This window comes from Clavibacter capsici (assembly GCF_001280205.1).
Classification (GTDB): Bacteria; Actinomycetota; Actinomycetes; order Actinomycetales; family Microbacteriaceae; genus Clavibacter; species Clavibacter capsici.
Genome location: NZ_CP012573.1, coordinates 372,576 through 392,285 on the forward strand (window position 1 = coordinate 372,576; position 19,710 = coordinate 392,285).

A 19,710-nucleotide genomic window follows, 5' to 3' on the forward strand; every position below is an offset into this window, starting at 1 on the left:
GGCGGCGTCACCCGATGTCCGCCCGCCGTCCGCCGCGGTGTCGGTCGGCCGCCGTAGGGTCGGCGCATGCACGCACTGCCTCCCGGATCCCTGCGCCTCGTCCACCTCAGCGACACCCACCTCCTCCGCGACGGCGGCCTCCACCAGGGCGTCGTCGACACGGGCGCCGCGCTCGACCGCGTCCTCGTCGAGGCCGACCGCGTGCCCGACGTGCGGCTCCTCGTCGGCTCGGGCGACCTCTCGGAGGACGGCACCCCCGAGTCGTACGCGCTCCTGCGCGAGCGGCTGGATCCGTGGGCCGCGCGCCGTGGCGCCGCCGTCGTCCTCGCGCCCGGCAACCACGACGTGCGCTCGGGCTTCCGCCTCGTGCTCGGCGACGGGCACGGCGGGCCCGGCACCGACGACGGCCGGGATCCCGCGGCCGTGCCGCCCATCGACGGCGTCACGATCGTGGACGGCTGGCGCGTCGTCACCCTCGACACCTCCGTGCCCGGCAAGGGCTACGGCGCGCTCCGCGAGCAGCAGCTGGACGCCCTCCGCGAGCTGCTCGCGACCCCGTCCGAGCACGGCACCGTGCTCGTGCTGCACCACCCGCCGGTGCCCGCGCCCACCACGCTGCACGAGTCGCTCGCGCTGCAGGGCCCGGAGCGGCTCGCGGAGATCGTGCGCGGCAGCGACGTGCGGGTGATCCTCTCGGGCCACTACCACCACCACATCGTCGGGTCGCTGGCGGGCGTGCCCGTGCTCGTCGCGCCGGGCGTCGCCAACGAGACGGACGTGGCGGCGACGCCGGGCACGGAGCGCATCGTGCGCGGATCCGGCTTCCTCGTGGTGGACGTCGACCCGGCCGGCGGCGTCGTCTCGGTCGTCGTGCGCGCGCACGCGGCGGACGACGGCGAGGAGGTCGCGGTGCTCGACGCGGAGCTCGTGGAGCGGATCATCGAGACGGCGGGAGCGCCCGCGGCGCCGTGAGCGCGGGAGGCCGCGCGTCCCGCGGCCGGACGTGAGGAGAGGCGGCGACCCGTGGGGTCGCCGCCTCTCCTGATGCTGCTGGTCTGGCTCTACTTGAAGACGTCCTTGACGTCCTCGCCGGCCTTCTTGGCGGACGCGGCGGTCTGGTCCTTCTGGCCCTCGGCCTTGAGGCTCTCGTCGCCCTTGTGCTCGCCGAGCGCCTCCTTGGCCTTGCCCGCGATGTCCTGGGCGGCGTTCTTGATCTTGTCGTCGAGACCCATGATCTCCTCCTCACTGAGGCCACCGGGTGCGGCCCTCGATCGGACTGTAGGACGGACTGCTCCTGAACACCTGACAGGTGCGAGGTGGGTGTCCGGTGAGCGAATCGCGGACCGGAGCGGCGGTCGGCGGGTGCGCGCAAGGGCCTTCCGCACGGCCACGTGCCGCCCCTAGGCTCCGTGACCGTGATCCTCTTCGGGCTGCTCCCCCTCCTCGTCGCCGTGTGCGCGCTCGTCGACCTCATCACCCGCCCGGACGACCAGGTGAAGCACCTGCCGAAGCTCGTCTGGATCCTGCTCATCGTCTTCCTGCCCCTCATCGGCAGCATCGTGTGGTTCTGCGTCGGCCACGACTGGGACGCGCGGCGCGAGCCCGTCGGGCCGCCCGACCGGAGCGCCGCCTACGAGCGGGCCGCGGTGGCGGTGGACCGGCGCGTCCGCAGCACCGAGCAGCAGCTCGCCGACCTCGAGGAGGAGGAACGGCACTACGCGCGGATCGCGCGGATGCGGCAGCTCCAGGCCGAGCAGGCGGTGCAGGCCGCGCGCGCCGCGGGGCCGACCCGGCCGTCGCGGGCGATCGATCCCGGATCCGCGCCCGAGCGGTAGCCCCTCCCCAGGGCGCGCGTCGCGGCGCCGTCCCTCCGCGGGGTCGCGCGGGGCGGCGCGGTCGGGGGCGGATGGGAGCATGGCCCCATGCCCGACACCGCCACGCCGCCCATCGCCGCCGCGCCCGCCGATCTCCGATCCGCCGCCCGCGAGCACCTCTCCCGGCTGGTCGGCGTCGCGGGCGCCGACTTCCACGACGGGCAGTACGAGGCCATCGAGGCGCTCGTGCAGGACCGCTCCCGCGCCCTCGTCGTGCAGCGCACCGGATGGGGCAAGTCGGCCGTCTACTTCGTCGCCACCCTGCTCCTCCGCCAGCAGGGCCTCGGCCCCACGCTCCTCGTCTCGCCGCTGCTGGCCCTCATGCGCGACCAGGTCGCGGCGGCGCGGCGGGCGGGCGTCCGCGCGGTCGCCATGAACTCGAGCAACGCGCACGAGTGGGACGACCTGCTGCGCGCGCTCGACGCCGACGAGGTCGACCTCCTGCTCGTCTCGCCCGAGCGCCTCAACAACCCGCGCTTCCGCGACGAGCAGCTGCCGGCCCTCCGCGCGCGGCTCGGCCTCCTCGTGGTCGACGAGGCGCACTGCATCTCCGACTGGGGCCACGACTTCCGGCCCGACTACCGCCGACTCCGCGACCTCATCTCCTCGGTCGACGAGCGCGTGCCCGTGCTCGCCACCACCGCCACCGCGAACTCGCGCGTGGTGGCCGACGTGGAGGAGCAGCTGAGCGTCGGATCCACCGCCCGCGGTGCCGTCGAGACCGAGCGCGTGCCGGTGGTCACCATCCGCGGGCCGCTCGCCCGGCGGTCGCTGCGGCTCGGCGTGCTCCGGCTCGAGAACAGCCGCGACCGGCTCGGGTGGCTCCTCAGCCACCTCGACGAGCTGCCCGGCAGCGGCATCATCTACGCGCTCACCGTCTCGGCCGCGCAGGACACGGCACGGCTGCTGCGCGACGCCGGGCACGCGGTCAAGGCGTACACGGGCCGCGACGACCCGGCCGACCGCGAGCAGGCCGAGGGCGAGCTGCAGCGCAACGAGGTCAAGGCGCTCGTCGCCACCAGCGCGCTCGGGATGGGGTTCGACAAGCCCGACCTCGGCTTCGTCGTGCACCTCGGAGCGCCGTCGTCGCCCGTCTCCTACTACCAGCAGGTCGGCCGCGCGGGCCGCGGGTCCGCGGACGCCGACGTGCTGCTCCTGCCCGGCCGAGAGGATCCGGACATCTGGCAGTACTTCGCCACCGCGTCCATGCCCGACGAGCAGCAGGCCGCCTCCGTCATCCAGTCGCTCGGCGAGAGCGACCGGCCGCTGTCGGTGCCCGCGCTCGAGTCGCGCGTCAGCCTCTCCCGCAGCCGGCTCGACCTCCTGCTCAAGGTGCTCGACGTGGACGGCGCCGTGCGGCGGGACACCTCGGGCTGGTCGGCCACGGGCGTCCCGTGGACCTACGACCGCGCCCGCTACGAGCAGGTCGCCGCGGCGCGCGTGCGCGAGCAGCAGGCGATGCTCGACTACGAGACCACGCTCGGCTGCCGGATGGAGTTCCTCCAGCGCCAGCTCGACGACGACACCGCCGCTCCCTGCGGGCGCTGCGACCGGTGCGCCGGTGCGTGGTACCCGGCGTCGCTCGACCAGCAGGCGTCGGCCACGGCGTCGCAGGCGCTCGACCGCGTCGGGCTGCCGATCGAGCCGCGGCTCCGCTGGCCCACCGGTGCGTCGAGCGTCGGCGTGCCGCTGAGCGGCGCCATCGCCGCCGGCGAGCAGGTCGACGAGGGCCGTGCCCTCGCGCGCCTCACCGACCTCGGCTGGGGCGGGCGGCTCCGCACGGTCTTCGCGGCCGGCGCCGAGGACGCGCCGGTCGACGACGCGCTCGTCGCCGCCTGCGTCCGCGTCCTCGCCGAGTGGGGCTGGGCCGAGCGGCCGCGCGCCGTCGTGCACGTGCCGTCGGCGAGCCGCCCGCAGCTCGTGGGGAGCCTCGCCCAGCGCATCGCGGAGGTGGGGCGGCTGCCGTTCCTCGGGTCGCTCGACCTGGTGGATCCGGGTGCTCCCGGCGCCGCCCGCGGCAACAGCGTCTATCGGCTCGGGCGGGTGCACCCACGGTTCCAGGTGCCCGCGCACCTCGCGGACGACCTCGCCGCGGATCCGCGCCCGGTGCTCCTCGTGGACGACCTCGTCGACACGCGCTGGACGCTCACGGTCGCCGGGCGCCTGCTGCGCCGGGCCGGCGCCACGCGCGTCCTGCCGTTCGCGCTCGCGCAGCAGGGGTAGCGGGGCTGCTCGCCGGTCAGCCGCCGGGTGGGGAGGCGCGCGGCGGAGGAGCCGGCTTCGGCGCTGCGGCGGCCTCCGCCTCGGCGGGGGTCTTCGCCTTCGCCGCCGTCTTCGCCGTGCTCCGCCCCGGCGCGGCGTGGGCGGGCGCCTCCGGGGCGACGGGCGCCGCATCCGCCGCGACGAAGACCGTGCCGCCGCCCGCGAGGCGCGCGCGCATCACCTCGAGGGCCTGCGGGTTCTCGTCCACCAGCACGAAGCGGCGGCCGAGCTCGCGGGCGGCGGCGCCCGTGGTGCCGGATCCCGCGAAGAAGTCGAGCACCCAGTCGCCGGGCCGGCTCGACGCCTGCACGATGCGGCGCAGCACGCCGAGGGGCTTCTGGGTCGCGTAGCCGGTCTTCTCGCGCCCGGTGGGGGAGACGATCGTGTGCCACCAGACGTCCGTCGGCAGCTTGCCGCGCTCGCGCTTCTCCGGGGTCACGAGGCCGGGCGCCATGTAGGGCTCGCGGTCGACGCCCTCGGAGTCGAAGCGGTAGCGGAGCGGGTCCTTCACGTAGACGAGGATCGTGTCGTGCTTCGCCGGCCAGCGACGGCGGGACTTCGCGCCGTAGTCGTACGCCCACACGATCTCGTTGAGGAACGACCGCCGGCCGAAGAGCGCGTCGAGCACGACCTTCGCGTAGTGCACCTCGCGGTAGTCGAGGTGCAGGTAGAGGGTGCCGGTCGGATCCAGCAGGCGCCAGGCCTCGATGAGGCGGGGCTCGAGGAAGTCCCAGTAGTCGGCGAACGAGTCGTCGAAGCCGTAGAGCATGCCCTTCACGGAGTCGTAGCTGCGGCCGTGGAAGCCGAGGCGGGCGCCGGGCGGGCGGGCCGGCTCGGGGGTGGCGGTGCTCGCGGGGGAGAGGGCGGGCGCGGGTGCGGAGGCGACGGCGGAGGCGGCGGCGGCGACCTCGTCCGCGACCCCGTCCGCGTCGGCCTCGTCGGGTGGGGGCTCCGGCGTGCGCGTCACCGTGAGGTTCTGCCGCTCCTGCGTGCGGCCGGTGTTGAACGGCGGATCCAGGTAGATGAGCTGGAAGGCGCCGTCGGGGAGCGCGCGCACGGCCTCGAGGTTCTCCGCGTGGATCACGAGGTCGGGACCGTCGGGGGTCCACGCGGGGAGGGGCACGCCCCGAGGTTAACGGACCGGCCGGCCGCGCGCCGGGCCCTGCAGCGCGGTGCCGCCACGGGCATCCGGCCGCCCGGCTGCCCCCACTTCGGGGCGCTTCGTCCGCACCGCTGCCGCTCGGGCCGTCCCCTCCGCTAGGAACGAGGCATGAGCGATGAGCGCGACCCCGGCGCGGCCTCCGGCCAGGACCCCGACGCGGCGCGTCGCGTCAGCCCCTACGGCCCGGCGGACGTCGATGCGGCGGGTGCTCCCGACGCGGCGACGGCCGATGACGCGCCGACGGCTGATGACGCGGCGACGGCCGATGACGCGGCGACCGCCGACGACGCGGCGGGCGCGCACGACAGCCCGCCCCTCCCTCCGGTCGGGTACGACGCGGCCGGCCCCGACGGCCTCGGCGCGGCCGGTCCGACCACGTCGCCCGCCGACCACCCCGCGCTCGGTGCCGACACGCCGCCGGCCTCGGGCGGCTACGCCCCGCCTGTCGCCGGTGCCGCCGGGGCCTACGCCCCGCCTGCCGCGGGCACCTACGCGCCACCCGCCGCCGGCGGGCATGCCCCGTCCGCTCCCGGCGGCTACGCCCCGTCCGCTCCCGGTGGATACGCCCCGCCCGCTCCCGGCGGCTACGCCACACCCGCTCCCGGCGGCTACGCCCCGCCCGCCGGCGCGCCGCCCTACGCCTCCGCCGCCCCGCCGCGCCCCGCGGCGGCAAGGGGCTCGCGATCGCGTCGCTCGTCGTGGCCGTCGTCGCGTTCCTGGGCGCGTTCATCCCGTTCCTCGACTACGTGACGGCCGTGCCCGCGCTGGTCGCCGTGGTGCTCGGCATCGTCTCGCTCGCCCGGCGGATGGACGGCAAGCCGCTCGCGCTGACGGGCCTCATCCTCGGCGCGGTCGCCTTCGTGCTGAGCATCGTGCTGGCGATCGTCTACACGTCCGCGTTCGTGAGGTCGCTGACGGGGGCCGTCGAGTCCTCTGGCGGCGGCTCCGGCTACGCGAGCCCCGCGCCGACCCCGGGGGAGGACGGGGACGCGAGCGCGCTCCCGGGCACGAGCCCCGAGGACCCGCTGCCGATCGGCACCCCCGTCACGGGCGACGGCATCGACGGACCCGAGTGGCAGGTCACGCTCGGCCAGCCGATCCTCGACGGGACGGCGGCCGTGCTCGCCGCGGATCCGGCCGCCCCGGCGCCCGAGGAGGGCATGCAGTACGCGGTCGTCCCGGTCACCGTCACGTACCTCGGGACCGAGGCGGGGGATCCGCTGTCGGAGCTCGCCCTCGGGTTCCTGGCCGCCGACGGCTCCCAGTACTCGGCCGCGGACAGCACCGTGCTCGCGCCCGCCCCGGCGTTCACGGACAACGTGGACCTGCTCGATCCGCAGCAGGTGGCGAGCGGCAACGTGGTCATCGAGATCCCGATCGTGGGCGCGGCCGACGGCCTCTGGGCGACCGTGCCGGGCACCCTCGGCGACGCCTACTACTTCCGAGCCGGGTAGATCGGCGGTGGCGGTGGTCGTCGCGAAGGTGGCGCGTGCCGGTCGATGACGGCGAGGGCGGCGACGTCCGGCCGGACGCGGACGGCCCGCTCCCAGCGTCCCCGTACGGCCCGTCGAGCGAGCCGTCGAGCGAGCCGTCGAGCGAGCCGTCGGCCGACACCCGCGACCGCCGCCCCCCGCCGGACGCCGTCGACCGCGATCCTCCGCCCGACCGCGTCGCCGACCCGGCCGCGGGGACCGACGACGCAGGCCGCCCGCGCCACCGGCTCGCCGAGCGCCTCGGACTCGTCCTGGCGCTCGCGGTCGTGCTCGCCGTCCTGCTCACGACGGGCGTCGTGGCGGTCCTCACGGGGCTCGCCTCGCTCGTGCCCGAGGACCCGCCCGTCACGACCGCGGCCGGGACGCTCGCGGATCCCGTCCCCGTCGGCGAGGCGTGGCGGACCTTCGTCCGCGGCGCCCCCGAGCTGGACGTCGCGATCGTGGCGGTGGACCTCGACTCCGACGCCGCTCCCGAGGGGCTCGTGGCGGCCTCGGACCGGGTGGTGGTCGCGACCGTGCGGATCGAGAGCCACGGGATCCGCGCCCGCACGATCGACCTCGTCGACCTCGGCTTCCAGACCGCGGACGGCGACCTGCGGGGGCCCGAGACGAGGGACGCGTGGGCGCCCTCGCCGGATCTCGCCCGCGTGGCGACCCTCGGTCCCGGCGAGTCGGTGACCACCACGGTGATGTTCGCGGTCCCCGCCGACGAGGTCGAGACCGGGACGCTCCTCCTGACGCGGTACTCGGCCGACGACGTGGCCGTCCTGGCGACGCGGTAGGCGACCCGCGCGAGCCCGACCCGCGCGGGGCGCTCGCCGCCCGCGGCTCGTAGGCTGCGGACGTGACACCCGACGCGCACGCCGCCCCCGCATCCGCACGGTCCCGGCCGATCCCGTCCGCCGCCGACCTCGACGCCCGCGACCCGCTCGCGCGGTTCCGCGAGCTGTTCGTGCAGGCCGACGACGTGGTCGCCTACCTCGACGGCAACTCGCTCGGACGGCCGACCGTCGCGAGCGTCGACCGCATCGCCGCGTTCGTGCGCGACGGGTGGGGAGGCCGCCTCATCCGCGGCTGGGACGAGGAGTGGCTCGAGATGCCCACGCGCATCGGGGACGACCTCGGGCGCGTCGCGTACGGGGCCGCTGCCGGCCAGACGTTCGTCGGCGACTCGACCACGGTGATCCTCTACAAGCTCGTGCGGGCCGCCGTCCGCGCGCGCCCCGGCCGCGACGAGCTGGTGATCGACACCGACAACTTCCCGACCGACCGCTTCGTGCTCGAGGGCGTCGCGGAGGAGTGCGGCATGACGATCCGGTGGATCGAGGTGTCGCCCGACGCCGGCGTGACCCCCGAGCTCGTCGCCGAGGCGGTGGGGGAGCGGACCGCGCTCGTCGTGCTCAGCCAGGTCGCGTACCGCTCGGGGTTCCTCGCGGACGTGCCGGGGATCACGCGCGTCGTGCACGACGCCGGCGCGCTCGTGCTCTGGGACACCTGCCACTCGGTCGGCGTCGTGCCCACCGAGCTCGACGCGTGGGGCGTCGACCTCGCGGTCGGCTGCAGCTACAAGTACCTCGACGGCGGGCCCGGCGCGCCCGCGCACGGCTACGTGCGGAGCGGGCTCCAGGCCGAGCTGCGGCAGCCGATCCAGGGCTGGATGGGCGCGCAGGACGTGTTCGCGATGGGGCCGGAGTACGTGCCGGCCGACGGGATCCGCCGCTTCCTCAGCGGCACGCCGCCCATCGTGGGCATGCTCGCGATGCGGGACATGCTCGCGCTCATCGAGGAGGCGGGCCTGGAGGCGATCCGCGCGAAGTCGCTCGCCCTCACCGGCTTCGCGCTGGATCTCGTCGACCGCGACCTCGTGCCGCTCGGCGCCCGCGTCGCGAGCCCGCGCGAGGAGGACCGCCGCGGCAGCCACGTGAGCGTCGACCACCCGCGCTTCCGCGACATCGTCGGCGCGCTGTGGGCGGAAGGCGTGATCCCGGACTTCCGCGCGCCGTCGGGCCTGCGGCTCGGGCTCAGCCCGCTGACGACCTCGTTCCGCGAGGTGGAGGTCGGCGTCGAGGCGATCCGGCGGCACCTGGCGGGCTGACCCGGCGGGGCCACGGGCGTCCTACGGCAGGATCGCGTCCACGTATCCGCCGTCGACCCGGAGCGCGCCGCCCGTCGTCGCCGACGCCTGCCGCGACGCGAGGTACACGCACATGTTCGCGATCTCCTCGGGCTCGATGAGCCGCTGGATCAGCGACTGCGGCCGGTGCTCCCGCATGAACGCGCGCTGCGCCTCGTCCCACGGCAGGTCGTCGCCCACGAGCTCGCGCGCGAACGCCTCGACGCCGCCCGTGTGCGTGGGGCCGGCCATGACGCAGCTGACCGTGACGCCGGATCCGGCGGCGGCCTTCGCGAAGCCGCGCGAGACCCCGAGGAGCGCGGTCTTCGAGACGCCGTAGTGGATCATCTCGGCCGGCGTGACGACGGCCGAGTCGCTCGCGATGTACTGCACCCGGCCCCAGCCGCGCGCCATCATGCCCGGCAGGTAGGCGCGCGTGAGGCGCACGCCCGCGAGCACGTTGACCTCGAAGTAGCGGCGCCACTCGTCGTCGGTGACGGCGAACGGGTCGGCCGAGCCGAAGATCCCGAGGTTGTTGACGAGCACGTCGACCTCGGGGAAGGCCGCGACCGCCCCGGCGGCGCCCTCCTCGGTCGCGACGTCGGCGGCGAGCGCCTCGACCTCCGCCTCGGGGTGCGCCGCGCGCAGCCGGTCGCGCGAGGCGGTCGTGCCCTCCTCGCCCCGGCCGTTGACGATCACGCGGGCGCCCGCCTCGGCGAGCCCCTCCGCGATCGCGTAGCCGATGCCCTGCGTGGAGCCCGTGACGAGGGCGGTGGATCCGGTGAGGTCGATGCGCATGCGAGTGCCTTCCTGATGGGGCGGGGAGCGGGCGGGTCAGTCGGCCCAGGCGCGCCGCGTGCTGCGGACGGGCTTGCCGGTGGTCGCGGCCTCGTGCATGAGGAGCGCGAGGTGGTGGTCCTGCGACGCCTCCGCGAGCGAGTTCGTCGAGGGTCCGCCGGCCGCGTGCGCGTGCATCTCGACGAGGCACTGCGCGACGGCGATCTCGTCGTCCGCGAGCCGGCCGGGCGCGAACGGGTTCTCGTAGACCCAGTCGGAGCCGAGCAGCAGGCCGCGCAGGTACAGCCCCTCGAGGTTGCCGCCCTGGCCGGTCTCGATCCGCGTGATGTCCGCCCAGGTCGGCGTCGTCGCGTCGAGCAGCCAGCTCACGTGCTCGTCGACGATCTCGCCGCGCTCGCCGCGGACGAGCAGCCGGTTGCGGCGGATCCAGGAGAAGTACTGCCGGTCGGCGAAGTCGTAGACGCCGAGCCGCTCGCCGAAGTCGAAGCGCGCGGTGGTCTGCACGGCGGTCACGACCTCCTCGCGGACGGGGTCGCCGTCGCGGTCGGGCCCGGCCACGAGCGGCGAGGAGAACCGCTGCGCCGTGATGGTCGCGTCCTCGAAGCCGATCCCGAGGGCCCGCCGCATCACGCGGACGCCGTGGTAGTCGTGGCACTGGGCGACCTGCGCCTGGCTGATCCGGCCGAGCCGGCCGGAGGCGGCGATGGCGAGCTGCGCGGCGAGCAGCGGCGAGAGCGGGTACTGCTCCGCCACCTCGATCCGCGCGCCCTGCCGCACGAGTGCGTCGAGCCGCTCGAGGTCCTCTACCGTCTCGCCGGGCGGCGTCTCGGTGAGGACGGCCACGCCGCGGTCGACGAGGTCGGCGATCACGTCGGGCGCGGCCGTCCGCGGCACCGACACCACCACGAACGACGGCGCCTCCGCGGCGAGCAGCTCGGCCGCGGTGCGGAACGTGCGGATCCCCCAGTCCTCCTCGAGCGCCCGGCCGGTCTCGGCGCTGCGGGTCACGAGCCCGGTGACCGCGAAGCGCTCCGGGAGGGCGCGCGCGATGCGCAGGAAGAAGGCGCTGCGCCAGCCGCTCCCCACGATGCCGAAGCGGATCTGCGGGGCGGGCGGCGCGGGGCGGGGCATGCTCGCCAGCGTACGCGCGGCCCCGCCGGCGGACCCGGCGACGGCCCCGCCGGCAGGGCTCCGGGACGCGCCGCTGGGTTCTCGCAGCAGACTGGGGAATACTCGCGAGGGCCGGGAGGCTGTCCCGGGAGCGAACGCTCCCGCGTGAGGCGCCTCACGGCTCCGTCGCCGGAGTACGCGACCCGAGGGGGAGACGAGCATGGGGATCCAGACGAGCCTCGACCAGGTCGCGCAGGCCGCGCGCATCCTCGACGTGATGCAGGAGGCCGACGAGCTCACGGTCGCCGCCAGTCGCGACGGCGGCGGGCGCGCGGTGCGGCTCCTCGCCCGCGCCGCCGCGGATCCCGCCGACCAGCTCACCGCCGTGGCCGCCATCCACGCGCTCGCCCAGGTCTTCGACGAGGCCGCCGACCTCGCGCTCGTCGCGCTCCTCGACCACGACGTGCGGTGGATCCGCGAGCACGCCGCCTGGGCCTTCGGCACCCGCCTGCCGCGCTTCGACGCGGTCTCCGGCCTCGTCGCGATGGTCGTCGAGGGCGGCTTCCCCGGCATGCTCGCGCAGCGCACCCTCGAGCAGTGGGCCGGCTCCACGCCCGACCACCTCTCCCTCGCGCTCGAGAACGCCCTGCTCGGCGTCCGCGGCGACGGCGCGCGCTCGCGCCTCGTCGAGACCATCGGGCTCGTGCACGGCCGGATCCCCGAGCGCGTGCTGCTCCGCCTCGCGCAGGACGTGCGCGAGGGCCCGCTCACCCGGTCCGCCGCCGTCGCCGCGCTCGGCGACCGGCCCGCGGGGGAGGCGACCCTCGGGATCGTCTCCGACATCGCCCGCGGCGACGACGCGGTGGCCGCGGTGGCGCGCCTCGCCGTCCTCGACATCGCGCGCCAGCACGGCGACCACCCGGCGGCGCCCGCGCGGCCCGGCCTCACGGTCGTCCAGCTCTTCCTGCACGCCGACATCGACGCGGGCCTCACGCACGTCGGCGCGGGCGACAACGGCGGCATCGCGACCCTGCTGGTGCGCCTCGGCGACGCGCTCGTGGATGCCGCGGCCGCCGCCCCCGGCGCCGCCGCCCCCGCCGCGGAGACGGCCGGCGCGCCCACGGTCGCCGACCGCCCGGTCGACCGCGTCATCACGCTCTCCCGCGGCACGCCCGACCAGGCGCTCGCCTCGCTCGCCCGCGTCTCCGCCGGCGACGACGGCCACGTCTTCGCGCACATCCCGATGCTCGGCGGCCCGCGCTCGCTCCCCGAGGCGTGGCCGCACCGCGTCGAGGCCGAGCGGGGGATCCGCCGCGTGCTGCGCGCCGCCGGCCGCGTCGACGCCGTGCACCTCCGCATGGCCGACGTCGGCACGCTCGCCGCCTCCACGGTCGCGCGCGAGCTCGGAATCCCCGTGGTGTTCACGGTCGCTCCGGACCCGCACGGCGTCGTCGACGCGCTCGACCGCTCCGGCGCCCTCACCCGCGACGGCTTCGGCGCCGTCGACGCCCGCGAGCACTACTGGTTCCGCGTGCGGCTCGTGCAGCGCCTGGCCGCCGACGCCGCGCACACCGTGCTCTTCCCGCGCCCGGAGCTCAAGCGCGACATGCGCCGACTCGTCGGCATCGACGTGGACGCGCACCCCGAGCGCCACAGCGTCGTCGCCGAGGGCATCGACGTCGCCGCCATCGAGCGCTCCCGCGACGACGCGATGCTCGGCGCCGACGCGGACGGCGCGCCCGCCCGCGCGTTCGTCGAGCTCGACGACCTGCTCCGCGGCCTCCCCGAGGAGCGCCGCGGCCTGCCGCTCGTCATCAGCGTCGGCCGCCTCGCCCGCGTCAAGGGCATGGCGCAGCTGGCGCACGTATGGGCGGCGGATCCCGCGCTCCGCTCCCGCGCCAACCTCCTCGTCGTGGGCGGCGACCTCGACGCGCCCACCCCCGAGGAGCGCGACCAGCTCGCCCGGATCCTCGACGCGGTGCCCGGTGCGGGCGACCCGTCGGACGCCGCGCGCCACGGCCTCCTCCTCGCCGGCCACCGCGGCAACGACACCGTCACGCGCTGGCTCGCCGCCGTCCGCTACGGCCGCCCCGGCCTCACCGCGCCCGGCGGCGCGTACGCGTGCGCGAGCATCAAGGAGGAGTTCGGCGTCGCGCTCCTCGAGGCGATGTCGATGGGCCTGCCCGTCGTCGCGCCCGCGTCGGGAGGCCCCGCGACCTACGTGGAGGACGGCGTGACGGGCCTCCTCGTCGACACCACGGATCCGGCCGGGCTCGCCACCGGCATCGCCCGCGCGCTCGACATCGCGGGCGGCCCCGAGGCCGACGCCGCGGCCGACCGCGCGCGCGACATGGTCGCCCGCACCTTCACCATCCAGGCCATGGCGGGCACCCTGTCCCGCGTCTACCGCGACGTCGCCGCAGCCGACGACCGAACCCTCTGGGAGCTCAGCGCCTCATGACCCTGCTCGTCATCAGCCCGGACTACGCGTCCCACCTCTTCCCCCTCCTCACGCTCGCGTCGGCCTGGCAGCAGGCGGGCGAGCGCGTGGTCGTGGCCACCGGATCCGCCACCGCCGGCATCGTCGAGGCCTCCGGCTTCGAGCGCATCGACCTTCGCCTCGGCCGCGGATCCAACCCCGGCACCATCAAGGCCGAGGAGCAGCCGACCGGCGAGGACGACGCCCTCCGCGGCTTCTTCGCCGCCACCCGCCGCGGCATGGTGGAGACCCTCCGCTTCCAGGCCGAGGCCCGGAGCGACGACCTCCTGTGGGAGCCGGTCGAGACCGCGCGCGCCGTGCAGCGGATCCTCGACGAGGTGCGCCCCGACCAGGTGATCGTCGACCACCTCGCCTTCAGCGCCCGCCTCGCGCTCCTCGCCTCGGGCACGCGCCATGCCGACGTCGTGCTCGGCCACCCCAGCGCGCTGCCCGTGGGCGACGAGGTCTACGGCTTCCCGCCCGCGTGGCCCGCCGCCTTCGAGCCCGAGGAGGACGACCTCGACGAGCTGCACGCGCTGTGCCTGCGCGTCCGCGACCGCTTCACCGCGCAGTGGAACGACGCCCTCGCGGTGCTCGCGCCGTCCATGCGCCCGAGCCGCGACGCCTTCGCGGAGGCGGGCGACGTGCTCCTCCTCAACTACCCGGAGGAGCTCCACGACCCCGACCGCTCCGAGCTGCTCCCGCCGCACGCCTTCATCGGCTCGGCGGTGCGCCGCGAGGCACCGGATGCCGACGTGCAGGACTGGATCGACCAGGGCGGCGACCCCATCGTCTACGTGTCGCTCGGCAGCTTCCTCTCGGTGCGCGGCGACGTGCTCGCGCGCATCGCGGCGGCCCTCCGCGACCTCGACGTGCGCGTGGCGCTCGCGACCGGATCCACCGACCCGGCGGAGCTCGGGGACATCCCGGCCGACTGGCTGGTGCGGCCGTTCCTCCCGCAGGTGACGCTGCTCGGCCACGCCGACCTCGCGGTCACGCACGGCGGCAACAACTCCGTCACCGAGGCGGCGACCGCAGGCGTGCCGATGCTCGTGCTGCCGCTCTCGACCGACCAGTTCGCGGGCGCCGCGGCCCTTGAGGAGGCGGGGCTCGGGATCGCGCTGGCCCCGAACGTCGCGACCGTCACCGAGCTGCGGCAGGCGGCGAAGCTCCTGCTGAACCCCGCCGGCGGGCAGCGCGCCATGCTCGACGCCGTCGCGTCGTCGCTCACCCGCTCGCCCGGGCCGCAGCGCGCGTACCAGGCGCTGGCCGGCGGGATCCGCCCGGAGCAGGCCGCCCGCTGACCCGCCCGGGCGACGCCCGCCCGCCGATCTCGTAGACTCGACGGTGACCGCACGCCGCGCCCGGCGCGGGCCGGTCGCCCACAGTCTCGGAATGGATCAGGTGCCCTCGTGAACATCGTCGCTTTCATCATCGCGTTCGCCCTCTTCCTCGGCGGCATGGCGCTGTTCGCGTTCGCGTTCTACATCGAGGGCTTCGAGCTGCTGAGCTTCTTCGCCGGCATCCTGCTCGTCTCGGCGTCCATCGCGATCCCGGCCCACATCCTCAAGCGCACCGACGCCTGATCCGCGGGTCCCGCTCGGCCCCCGCGCCCGGAAACACCCCCGACACACGCCCCCGTTAGGCTCCGGCCATGGGTGATCTGTTCGAGGGATACGGCACGCTCGCGGCCGCGCGCCGCGCCACCGGCGGCGCGATGCCGTTCGACGAGATGTTCCGGGATCCGCCGGCCGACGGCGAGCCCGCCGCCACGCGGGCGGCCTACCGCGAGATCCACGCCGCGCTCTCCCGCATGACCAAGGAGGAGCTGAAGGACCGCACCGACGCGCTCGCCACCAGCTACCTCGCGCAGGGCGTCACCTTCGACTTCGCGGGCGAGGAGCGGCCGTTCCCGCTCGACGCCGTGCCGCGCGTCATCGAGCAGGCCGAGTGGAGCCGGCTCGAGAAGGGCGTCGCGCAGCGGGTCCGGGCGCTCGAGGCGTTCCTCGCGGACGTCTACGGGCCGCAGCGCGCGATCCGCGACGGCGTGATCCCCGCCCGCCTCATCAGCTCGTCCAGCCACTTCCACCGCCAGGCCGCGGGCATCGACCCCGCCAACGGCGTCCGCATCCAGGTCTCCGGCATCGACCTCGTGCGCGACGAGGCCGGCGAGATGCGCGTCCTCGAGGACAACGTGCGCGTGCCCTCGGGCGTCAGCTACGTCATCTCGAACCGCCGGGTCATGGCGCAGACGCTCCCCGAGCTGTTCGTCTCGATGCGCGTCCGCCCCGTGGGCGACTACCCGAACAAGCTCCTCCAGGCCCTCCGCGCGAGCGCGCCCGACGGCGTCGAGGACCCGAACGTCGTCGTCCTCACTCCCGGCGTCTACAACAGCGCCTACTTCGAGCACACGCTGCTCGCGCGCCTCATGGGCGTCGAGCTCGTCGAGGGCCGCGACCTGTTCTGCTCGGGCGGCCGCGTCTGGATGCGCACCACCGGCGGCCCCATGCGCGTCGACGTCATCTACCGCCGCGTCGACGACGAGTTCCTCGACCCGCTGCAGTTCCGCGCCGACTCCATGCTCGGCTCGCCCGGCCTCATGCTCGCCGCGCGCCTCGGCAACGTCACCATCGCGAACGCGGTGGGCAACGGCGTCGCCGACGACAAGCTCGTCTACACGTACCTGCCCGACCTCATCCGCTACTACCTGGCCGAGGACGCGATCATCCCGAACGTCGACACCTGGCGCCTCGAGGAGCCCGACTCGCTCGAGGAGGTCCTCGACCGGCTGCCCGAGCTCGTCGTGAAGCCCGTCGACGGATCCGGCGGCAAGGGCCTCGTGGTCGGCCCCGCCGCCTCCGCGGGCGAGCTCGCCGAGCTGCGCGCGCGGCTCCTCAAGGACCCGCGCGGCTGGATCGCGCAGCCCGTCGTGCAGCTCAGCACCATCCCCACGCTCGTGGAGGACGGCATGCGCCCGCGCCACGCCGACCTCCGCCCGTTCGCGGTCAACGACGGCCGCGACATCTGGGTGCTGCCGGGCGGGCTCACGCGCGTCGCGCTCCCCGAGGGCCAGCTCGTGGTCAACAGCAGCCAGGGAGGCGGATCCAAGGACACCTGGGTCGTCGGCGACGCCGGCTTCCCCACGGCCACGCGCGAGCGCAGCGTGCAGACGCTCGTCGCCGACCAGGCCGCGGTGACGACGTCGATCCCGATCGTCGACGGCGACAAGGCCCCCGACCAGTCGCCGCACGACGCGCCGCGCAATCGCGACCAGCACGAGCAGCAGCAGCAGGCCGGCGCCCGCGCCGCCGCGTCCGCCGCCGCCGACACCACCGAGGGGGACCGCTGATGCCCATGCTGTCGCGCATCGCCGAGTCGCTGTTCTGGATCGGCCGCTACATCGAGCGGTCGGACGGCACGGCCCGCATCCTCGACGTGCACCTCCAGCTCCTCCTCGAGGACCCGTGGATCGACGAGGACACCGCCTGCCGCTCCCTCCTCAGCGTGATGGGCAGCGACGTGCCGAGCGAGGATGTGCTCGGCCGGGACGACGTGCTCGCCCTCCTCGCGGTCGACCGCACGCAGCCCGCCTCCATCGCCTACTCGCTCGGGGCGGCGCGGGAGAACGCCCGCCGGGCCCGCGAGATCGTCTCGAGCGAGCTGTGGGAGTGCCTCAACACGACCCGCGCCCGCATGCCGCGGAAGATCGCGAACGACCGCGTGCACGAGTTCTTCGGCTGGGTGCGCGAGCGCTCGGCCCTCGCGGTCGGGCTCGTCGAGTCGGGCACGAGCCGCGACGAGGCCTGGCAGTTCTTCACGCTCGGCCGATCCATCGAGCGCGCCGACATGACGGCCCGGCTCCTCGCGACCCGTGCCCTCACCGAGGCGAGCGGCCCGTCGTGGACCACGATCCTCCGCTCCTGCGGCGCGTACGAGGCGTACCTCCGCACGTACCGCGGCGTGCCGAGCGCGCGGAACGCCGCCGAGTTCCTGCTGCTCGACCGGCTGTTCCCGCGGTCGATCACCCACTCGATCCGCCGCGCCGAGCAGTGCCTGCACGACATCGAGCCGCGCACGGACCGCCTCGGGGTCTCGGACCAGGCGCAGCGGCTGCTCGGGCAGATCCGGAGCGAGCTGGAGTACCGGCCGATCGCCGAGATCCTCGAGGACCTCCCGCGCTTCATGGACGCCGTGCAGGAGGCCACCAGCGCCACCAGCGAGGCCGTCCGCCAGCGCTACTTCCCCACCAACGCGGCACCCAGCTGGGTCGGAGAGAACTCGTGAACCGCCTGCGCATCACCCACCGGACCGGCTTCCACTACGAGGGCGAGGTGACCGCGTCGTACAACGAGGCACGGATGCTGCCCGTCTCGAGCGAGAACCAGTTCGTCCTCTACTCGAACCTCGACATCCAGCCGAAGCCGGGGCACCACACGTACGTCGACTACTTCGGCACGCGCGTCTCCTCGTTCGAGATCCTGAGCCCCCACCGCTCGCTCGAGCTCACGGCCACGAGCCTCGTCGAGGTCCGGCCGCGCGCGCACGAGCCGCACCAGCTCGGCTGGGACGACCTCGCGGTCGACGTGCAGCGCGCGACGGAGCACGTCGAGCAGGTCGCGCAGACCGCGCGCACCGAGCCGCACGAGGAGGTCGTCGCGCTCGCGGAGGAGATCGCCGGCGGCGCGGGCACCCCGTGCGAGGCGGCCGCCGCCATCGCCCGCGCGATCGGCGAGCGGGTCGAGTACATGGCCGGCGTCACGAGCGTCCAGTCCACCGCGCGCGAGGCGTGGGAGCAGGGTCGCGGCGTCTGCCAGGACATCACGCACATCGTCATCGGCGCGCTCCGGCACGTCGGGATCCCCGCGCGCTACGTCAGCGGCTACCTGCACCCGAAGCCGAACGCGGCCGTGGGCGAGACGGTCACGGGCGAGTCGCACGCGTGGGTCGAGTGGTTCTGCGGCGAGTGGCGCGGCTGGGATCCCACGAACCTCATCGACATCGGCGACCGCCACGTGCTCGTCGGCCGGGGCCGCGACTACCGCGACGTCGCCCCGCTGCGGGGCATCTACGCGGGGCCGTTCCGGTCGAAGCTGTTCGTGCGGGTGGAGATCACGCGCGAGTCCTGACCCGCGGGGGCCCGCACGGCCTGGGTCGGCCGGTCGGCCGCGCCTAGTCTGGGTCCATGCCCGACGACGAGCGCTCCACCGGCGGAGCCGACCACCGCACCATCGTGGACGCGGAGGGCGTGACCCTCCACTACTACGTGTGGGAGGCGGAGAGCCCGCGGGCGGTCGTGCACATCGCGCACGGGGTCGGCGAGCACGCGCTGCGCTACGTCCGGCTCGCGCACGAGCTCAACGCGGCCGGGTACACGGTCGCGGCCGACGACCACCGCGGGCACGGCGCCACCGGGCTCGGCCACCTCGGCATCGGCGTGCTGGGGCCGCGGCGGCACCTGGCGGCGCTCGACGGGATCCAGCTGGTGAGCGAGCAGCTGCGCCGCGAGCTGCCCGACCTGCCGCTCGTGCTCCTCGGCCACAGCTGGGGCGCGCTCCTCGCGCAGCGCATCGTGGCGCGCGCGTCGCATCTCTACGCGGGGCTCGTGCTGAGCGGCGCGTCGCTCGCGATGCCCGGCGTGATCAACACGGGCGACCTCAACAAGCGCTGGCGGCACCCGGCGGCGTCGGGCTTCGAGTGGCTCTCGCGGGATCCGGAGGCGCAGCGCGCGTTCGGCGCCGACGAGCGCAACTTCGACGTCAACGCGCTGAAGCCGTACCGGATGCGCGACTCCGTGCAGATCATGGGCCGCCCGCCCCGCAAGCTCGCGACCGACCTGCCCGTGCTCATCCAGGGCGGCGAGGAGGACTCGCTCGGCGGCCGCCGCGGCATGCAGCTGCTCGCGCGCGACTACAGCCGCCGCTCGCGGCTCAGCGACGTGCTGCTGATCGTGTACCCGGGCGCGCGGCACGAGATCTACAACGAGACGAACCGCGACGAGGTGGTCGCCGACCTGCGGAGCTGGCTGGGGTCGCGGGTCGCGCCCGTCGGCGCCTCGGACGGGGAGCCCGCGTGACCGCCGCCGCCACCCTCCGCCCGGCGCGCGCCGACGACCTGCCGTTCCTGGAGGACATGCTGCTGGCGTCGATGGACTGGCGCGACGACGGGGCGATGACGCGCGAGCGCATGCTCGCGACCCCGGAGCTCGCGCACCACGTGGCCGGCTGGCCGCGCGTCGGCGACATGGGCGTCGTCGCGGAGGCCGACGGCGATCCGGTCGGCGCCGCATGGGCGCGCCTCTTCGCCGACGACGACCGCGGCTACGGCTTCGTGCCCGTGGGGCGCGAGGGCGGATCGGACGTGCTGCTGCTGCGCTGGTGACGCACGCCGCCCTCCGGCCCGCGGGATGCGGTCGGAGGGCG

18 protein-coding genes are annotated in these 19,710 nt (G+C 75.4%); 14 read left to right on the plus strand and 4 right to left on the minus strand.

All coding sequences use genetic code 11. The features are described 5' to 3' along the window. Positions 1-66: 66 nt before the first annotated feature. Positions 67-972: a metallophosphoesterase gene (locus AES38_RS01890; protein ID WP_053773545.1), complete on the plus strand. Its 906-nt coding sequence runs from the start codon at positions 67-69 to the stop codon at positions 970-972. Between the two features lie 89 nt (positions 973-1,061). On the opposite strand, the gene AES38_RS01895 is transcribed toward AES38_RS01890, so the two are convergent. After that, positions 1,062-1,232 (minus strand): CsbD family protein, encoded by a 171-nt coding sequence (locus AES38_RS01895; protein ID WP_015489218.1) that lies wholly within the window; start codon positions 1,230-1,232, stop codon positions 1,062-1,064. A gap of 177 nt (positions 1,233-1,409) precedes the next feature. Between AES38_RS01895 and AES38_RS01900 the strand changes: the two genes are divergently transcribed. Both AES38_RS01900 and AES38_RS01905 read left to right on the plus strand, forming a co-directional pair. Further along, on the plus strand, positions 1,410-1,835 hold the full coding sequence (locus tag AES38_RS01900; RefSeq protein ID WP_244629212.1) for a PLD nuclease N-terminal domain-containing protein: 426 nt from the start codon (positions 1,410-1,412) through the stop codon (positions 1,833-1,835). A gap of 87 nt (positions 1,836-1,922) precedes the next feature. Further along, on the plus strand, positions 1,923-4,097 hold the full coding sequence (locus tag AES38_RS01905; RefSeq protein WP_053773546.1) for a RecQ family ATP-dependent DNA helicase: 2,175 nt from the start codon (positions 1,923-1,925) through the stop codon (positions 4,095-4,097). Positions 4,098-4,113: 16 nt separating this feature from the next. Here AES38_RS01905 and AES38_RS01910 read toward each other — a convergent pair whose 3' ends face one another. Next, positions 4,114-5,259 carry a DNA-methyltransferase gene (locus AES38_RS01910; RefSeq protein ID WP_244629213.1) on the minus strand — a complete coding sequence of 382 codons (1,146 nt, stop codon included), beginning with the start codon at positions 5,257-5,259 and terminating at the stop codon, positions 4,114-4,116. A gap of 737 nt (positions 5,260-5,996) precedes the next feature. On the opposite strand from AES38_RS01910, the gene AES38_RS01915 reads away from it, so the two are divergent. The 3 genes from AES38_RS01915 (at position 5,997) to AES38_RS01925 (ending at position 8,886) form a co-directional block, all read left to right on the plus strand. Further along, positions 5,997-6,752: a DUF4190 domain-containing protein gene (locus AES38_RS01915; RefSeq protein ID WP_256998840.1), complete on the plus strand. Its 756-nt coding sequence runs from the start codon at positions 5,997-5,999 to the stop codon at positions 6,750-6,752. A 35-nt stretch (positions 6,753-6,787) separates the two neighbouring features. After that, positions 6,788-7,573, plus strand: coding sequence for a hypothetical protein (locus tag AES38_RS01920; protein ID WP_053773547.1), 786 nt, complete (start codon positions 6,788-6,790; stop codon positions 7,571-7,573). Positions 7,574-7,635: 62 nt separating this feature from the next. Continuing rightward, positions 7,636-8,886: a kynureninase gene (locus AES38_RS01925; RefSeq protein ID WP_053773548.1), complete on the plus strand. Its 1,251-nt coding sequence runs from the start codon at positions 7,636-7,638 to the stop codon at positions 8,884-8,886. Positions 8,887-8,907: 21 nt separating this feature from the next. On the opposite strand, the gene AES38_RS01930 is transcribed toward AES38_RS01925, so the two are convergent. Both AES38_RS01930 and AES38_RS01935 read right to left on the minus strand, forming a co-directional pair. Continuing rightward, a complete protein-coding gene (locus AES38_RS01930) occupies positions 8,908-9,702 on the minus strand; it encodes an SDR family NAD(P)-dependent oxidoreductase (protein WP_053773549.1) in 795 nt (264 codons plus the stop codon). Positions 9,703-9,738: 36 nt separating this feature from the next. Next, positions 9,739-10,833: a Gfo/Idh/MocA family oxidoreductase gene (locus tag AES38_RS01935; RefSeq protein ID WP_053773550.1), complete on the minus strand. Its 1,095-nt coding sequence runs from the start codon at positions 10,831-10,833 to the stop codon at positions 9,739-9,741. Positions 10,834-11,032: 199 nt separating this feature from the next. Here AES38_RS01935 and AES38_RS01940 point away from each other — a divergent pair, with 199 nt between their 5' ends. The 8 genes from AES38_RS01940 to AES38_RS01970 all read left to right on the plus strand — a co-directional run bounded on the left by AES38_RS01940 (position 11,033) and on the right by AES38_RS01970 (position 19,669). Continuing rightward, complete coding sequence (locus AES38_RS01940; protein ID WP_053773551.1) at positions 11,033-13,273, plus strand: glycosyltransferase; 2,241 nt, start codon at positions 11,033-11,035, stop codon at positions 13,271-13,273. Next, positions 13,270-14,595, plus strand: a complete 1,326-nt coding sequence (locus AES38_RS01945; RefSeq protein WP_053773552.1) for a nucleotide disphospho-sugar-binding domain-containing protein — start codon at positions 13,270-13,272, stop codon at positions 14,593-14,595. Before AES38_RS01940 ends, AES38_RS01945 begins: the two co-directional genes overlap by 4 nt. A 108-nt stretch (positions 14,596-14,703) precedes the next feature. Next, positions 14,704-14,877 (plus strand): hypothetical protein, encoded by a 174-nt coding sequence (locus AES38_RS15995; protein ID WP_012297729.1) that lies wholly within the window; start codon positions 14,704-14,706, stop codon positions 14,875-14,877. Between the two features lie 68 nt (positions 14,878-14,945). Then, positions 14,946-16,640 carry a circularly permuted type 2 ATP-grasp protein gene (locus AES38_RS01950; protein WP_053773553.1) on the plus strand — a complete coding sequence of 565 codons (1,695 nt, stop codon included), beginning with the start codon at positions 14,946-14,948 and terminating at the stop codon, positions 16,638-16,640. A gap of 5 nt (positions 16,641-16,645) precedes the next feature. Next, positions 16,646-17,575, plus strand: a complete 930-nt coding sequence (locus AES38_RS01955) for an alpha-E domain-containing protein (RefSeq protein WP_043676057.1) — start codon at positions 16,646-16,648, stop codon at positions 17,573-17,575. Further along, positions 17,572-18,417 carry a transglutaminase family protein gene (locus AES38_RS01960; RefSeq protein ID WP_043676049.1) on the plus strand — a complete coding sequence of 282 codons (846 nt, stop codon included), beginning with the start codon at positions 17,572-17,574 and terminating at the stop codon, positions 18,415-18,417. The genes AES38_RS01955 and AES38_RS01960 overlap by 4 nt, the downstream gene beginning before the upstream one ends. Before the next feature lie 56 nt (positions 18,418-18,473). Then, on the plus strand, positions 18,474-19,364 hold the full coding sequence (locus AES38_RS01965; protein WP_053773554.1) for an alpha/beta fold hydrolase: 891 nt from the start codon (positions 18,474-18,476) through the stop codon (positions 19,362-19,364). Beyond that, positions 19,361-19,669 (plus strand): GNAT family N-acetyltransferase, encoded by a 309-nt coding sequence (locus tag AES38_RS01970; RefSeq protein ID WP_072174599.1) that lies wholly within the window; start codon positions 19,361-19,363, stop codon positions 19,667-19,669. The genes AES38_RS01965 and AES38_RS01970 overlap by 4 nt, the downstream gene beginning before the upstream one ends. Positions 19,670-19,710: the final 41 nt, after the last annotated feature.

Coding starts and splice junctions, on each gene's coding strand:
- AES38_RS01890 (WP_053773545.1), top strand. CDS start 67: ATGCACGCACTGCCTCCCGGATCCCTGCGCCTCGTCCACCTCAGCGAC.
- AES38_RS01895 (WP_015489218.1), bottom strand. CDS start 1,232: ATGGGTCTCGACGACAAGATCAAGAACGCCGCCCAGGACATCGCGGGC.
- AES38_RS01905 (WP_053773546.1), top strand. CDS start 1,923: ATGCCCGACACCGCCACGCCGCCCATCGCCGCCGCGCCCGCCGATCTC.
- AES38_RS01930 (WP_053773549.1), bottom strand. CDS start 9,702: ATGCGCATCGACCTCACCGGATCCACCGCCCTCGTCACGGGCTCCACG.
- AES38_RS01935 (WP_053773550.1), bottom strand. CDS start 10,833: ATGCCCCGCCCCGCGCCGCCCGCCCCGCAGATCCGCTTCGGCATCGTG.
- AES38_RS01940 (WP_053773551.1), top strand. CDS start 11,033: ATGGGGATCCAGACGAGCCTCGACCAGGTCGCGCAGGCCGCGCGCATC.
- AES38_RS01945 (WP_053773552.1), top strand. CDS start 13,270: ATGACCCTGCTCGTCATCAGCCCGGACTACGCGTCCCACCTCTTCCCC.
- AES38_RS01950 (WP_053773553.1), top strand. CDS start 14,946: ATGGGTGATCTGTTCGAGGGATACGGCACGCTCGCGGCCGCGCGCCGC.
- AES38_RS01955 (WP_043676057.1), top strand. CDS start 16,646: ATGCTGTCGCGCATCGCCGAGTCGCTGTTCTGGATCGGCCGCTACATC.
- AES38_RS01965 (WP_053773554.1), top strand. CDS start 18,474: ATGCCCGACGACGAGCGCTCCACCGGCGGAGCCGACCACCGCACCATC.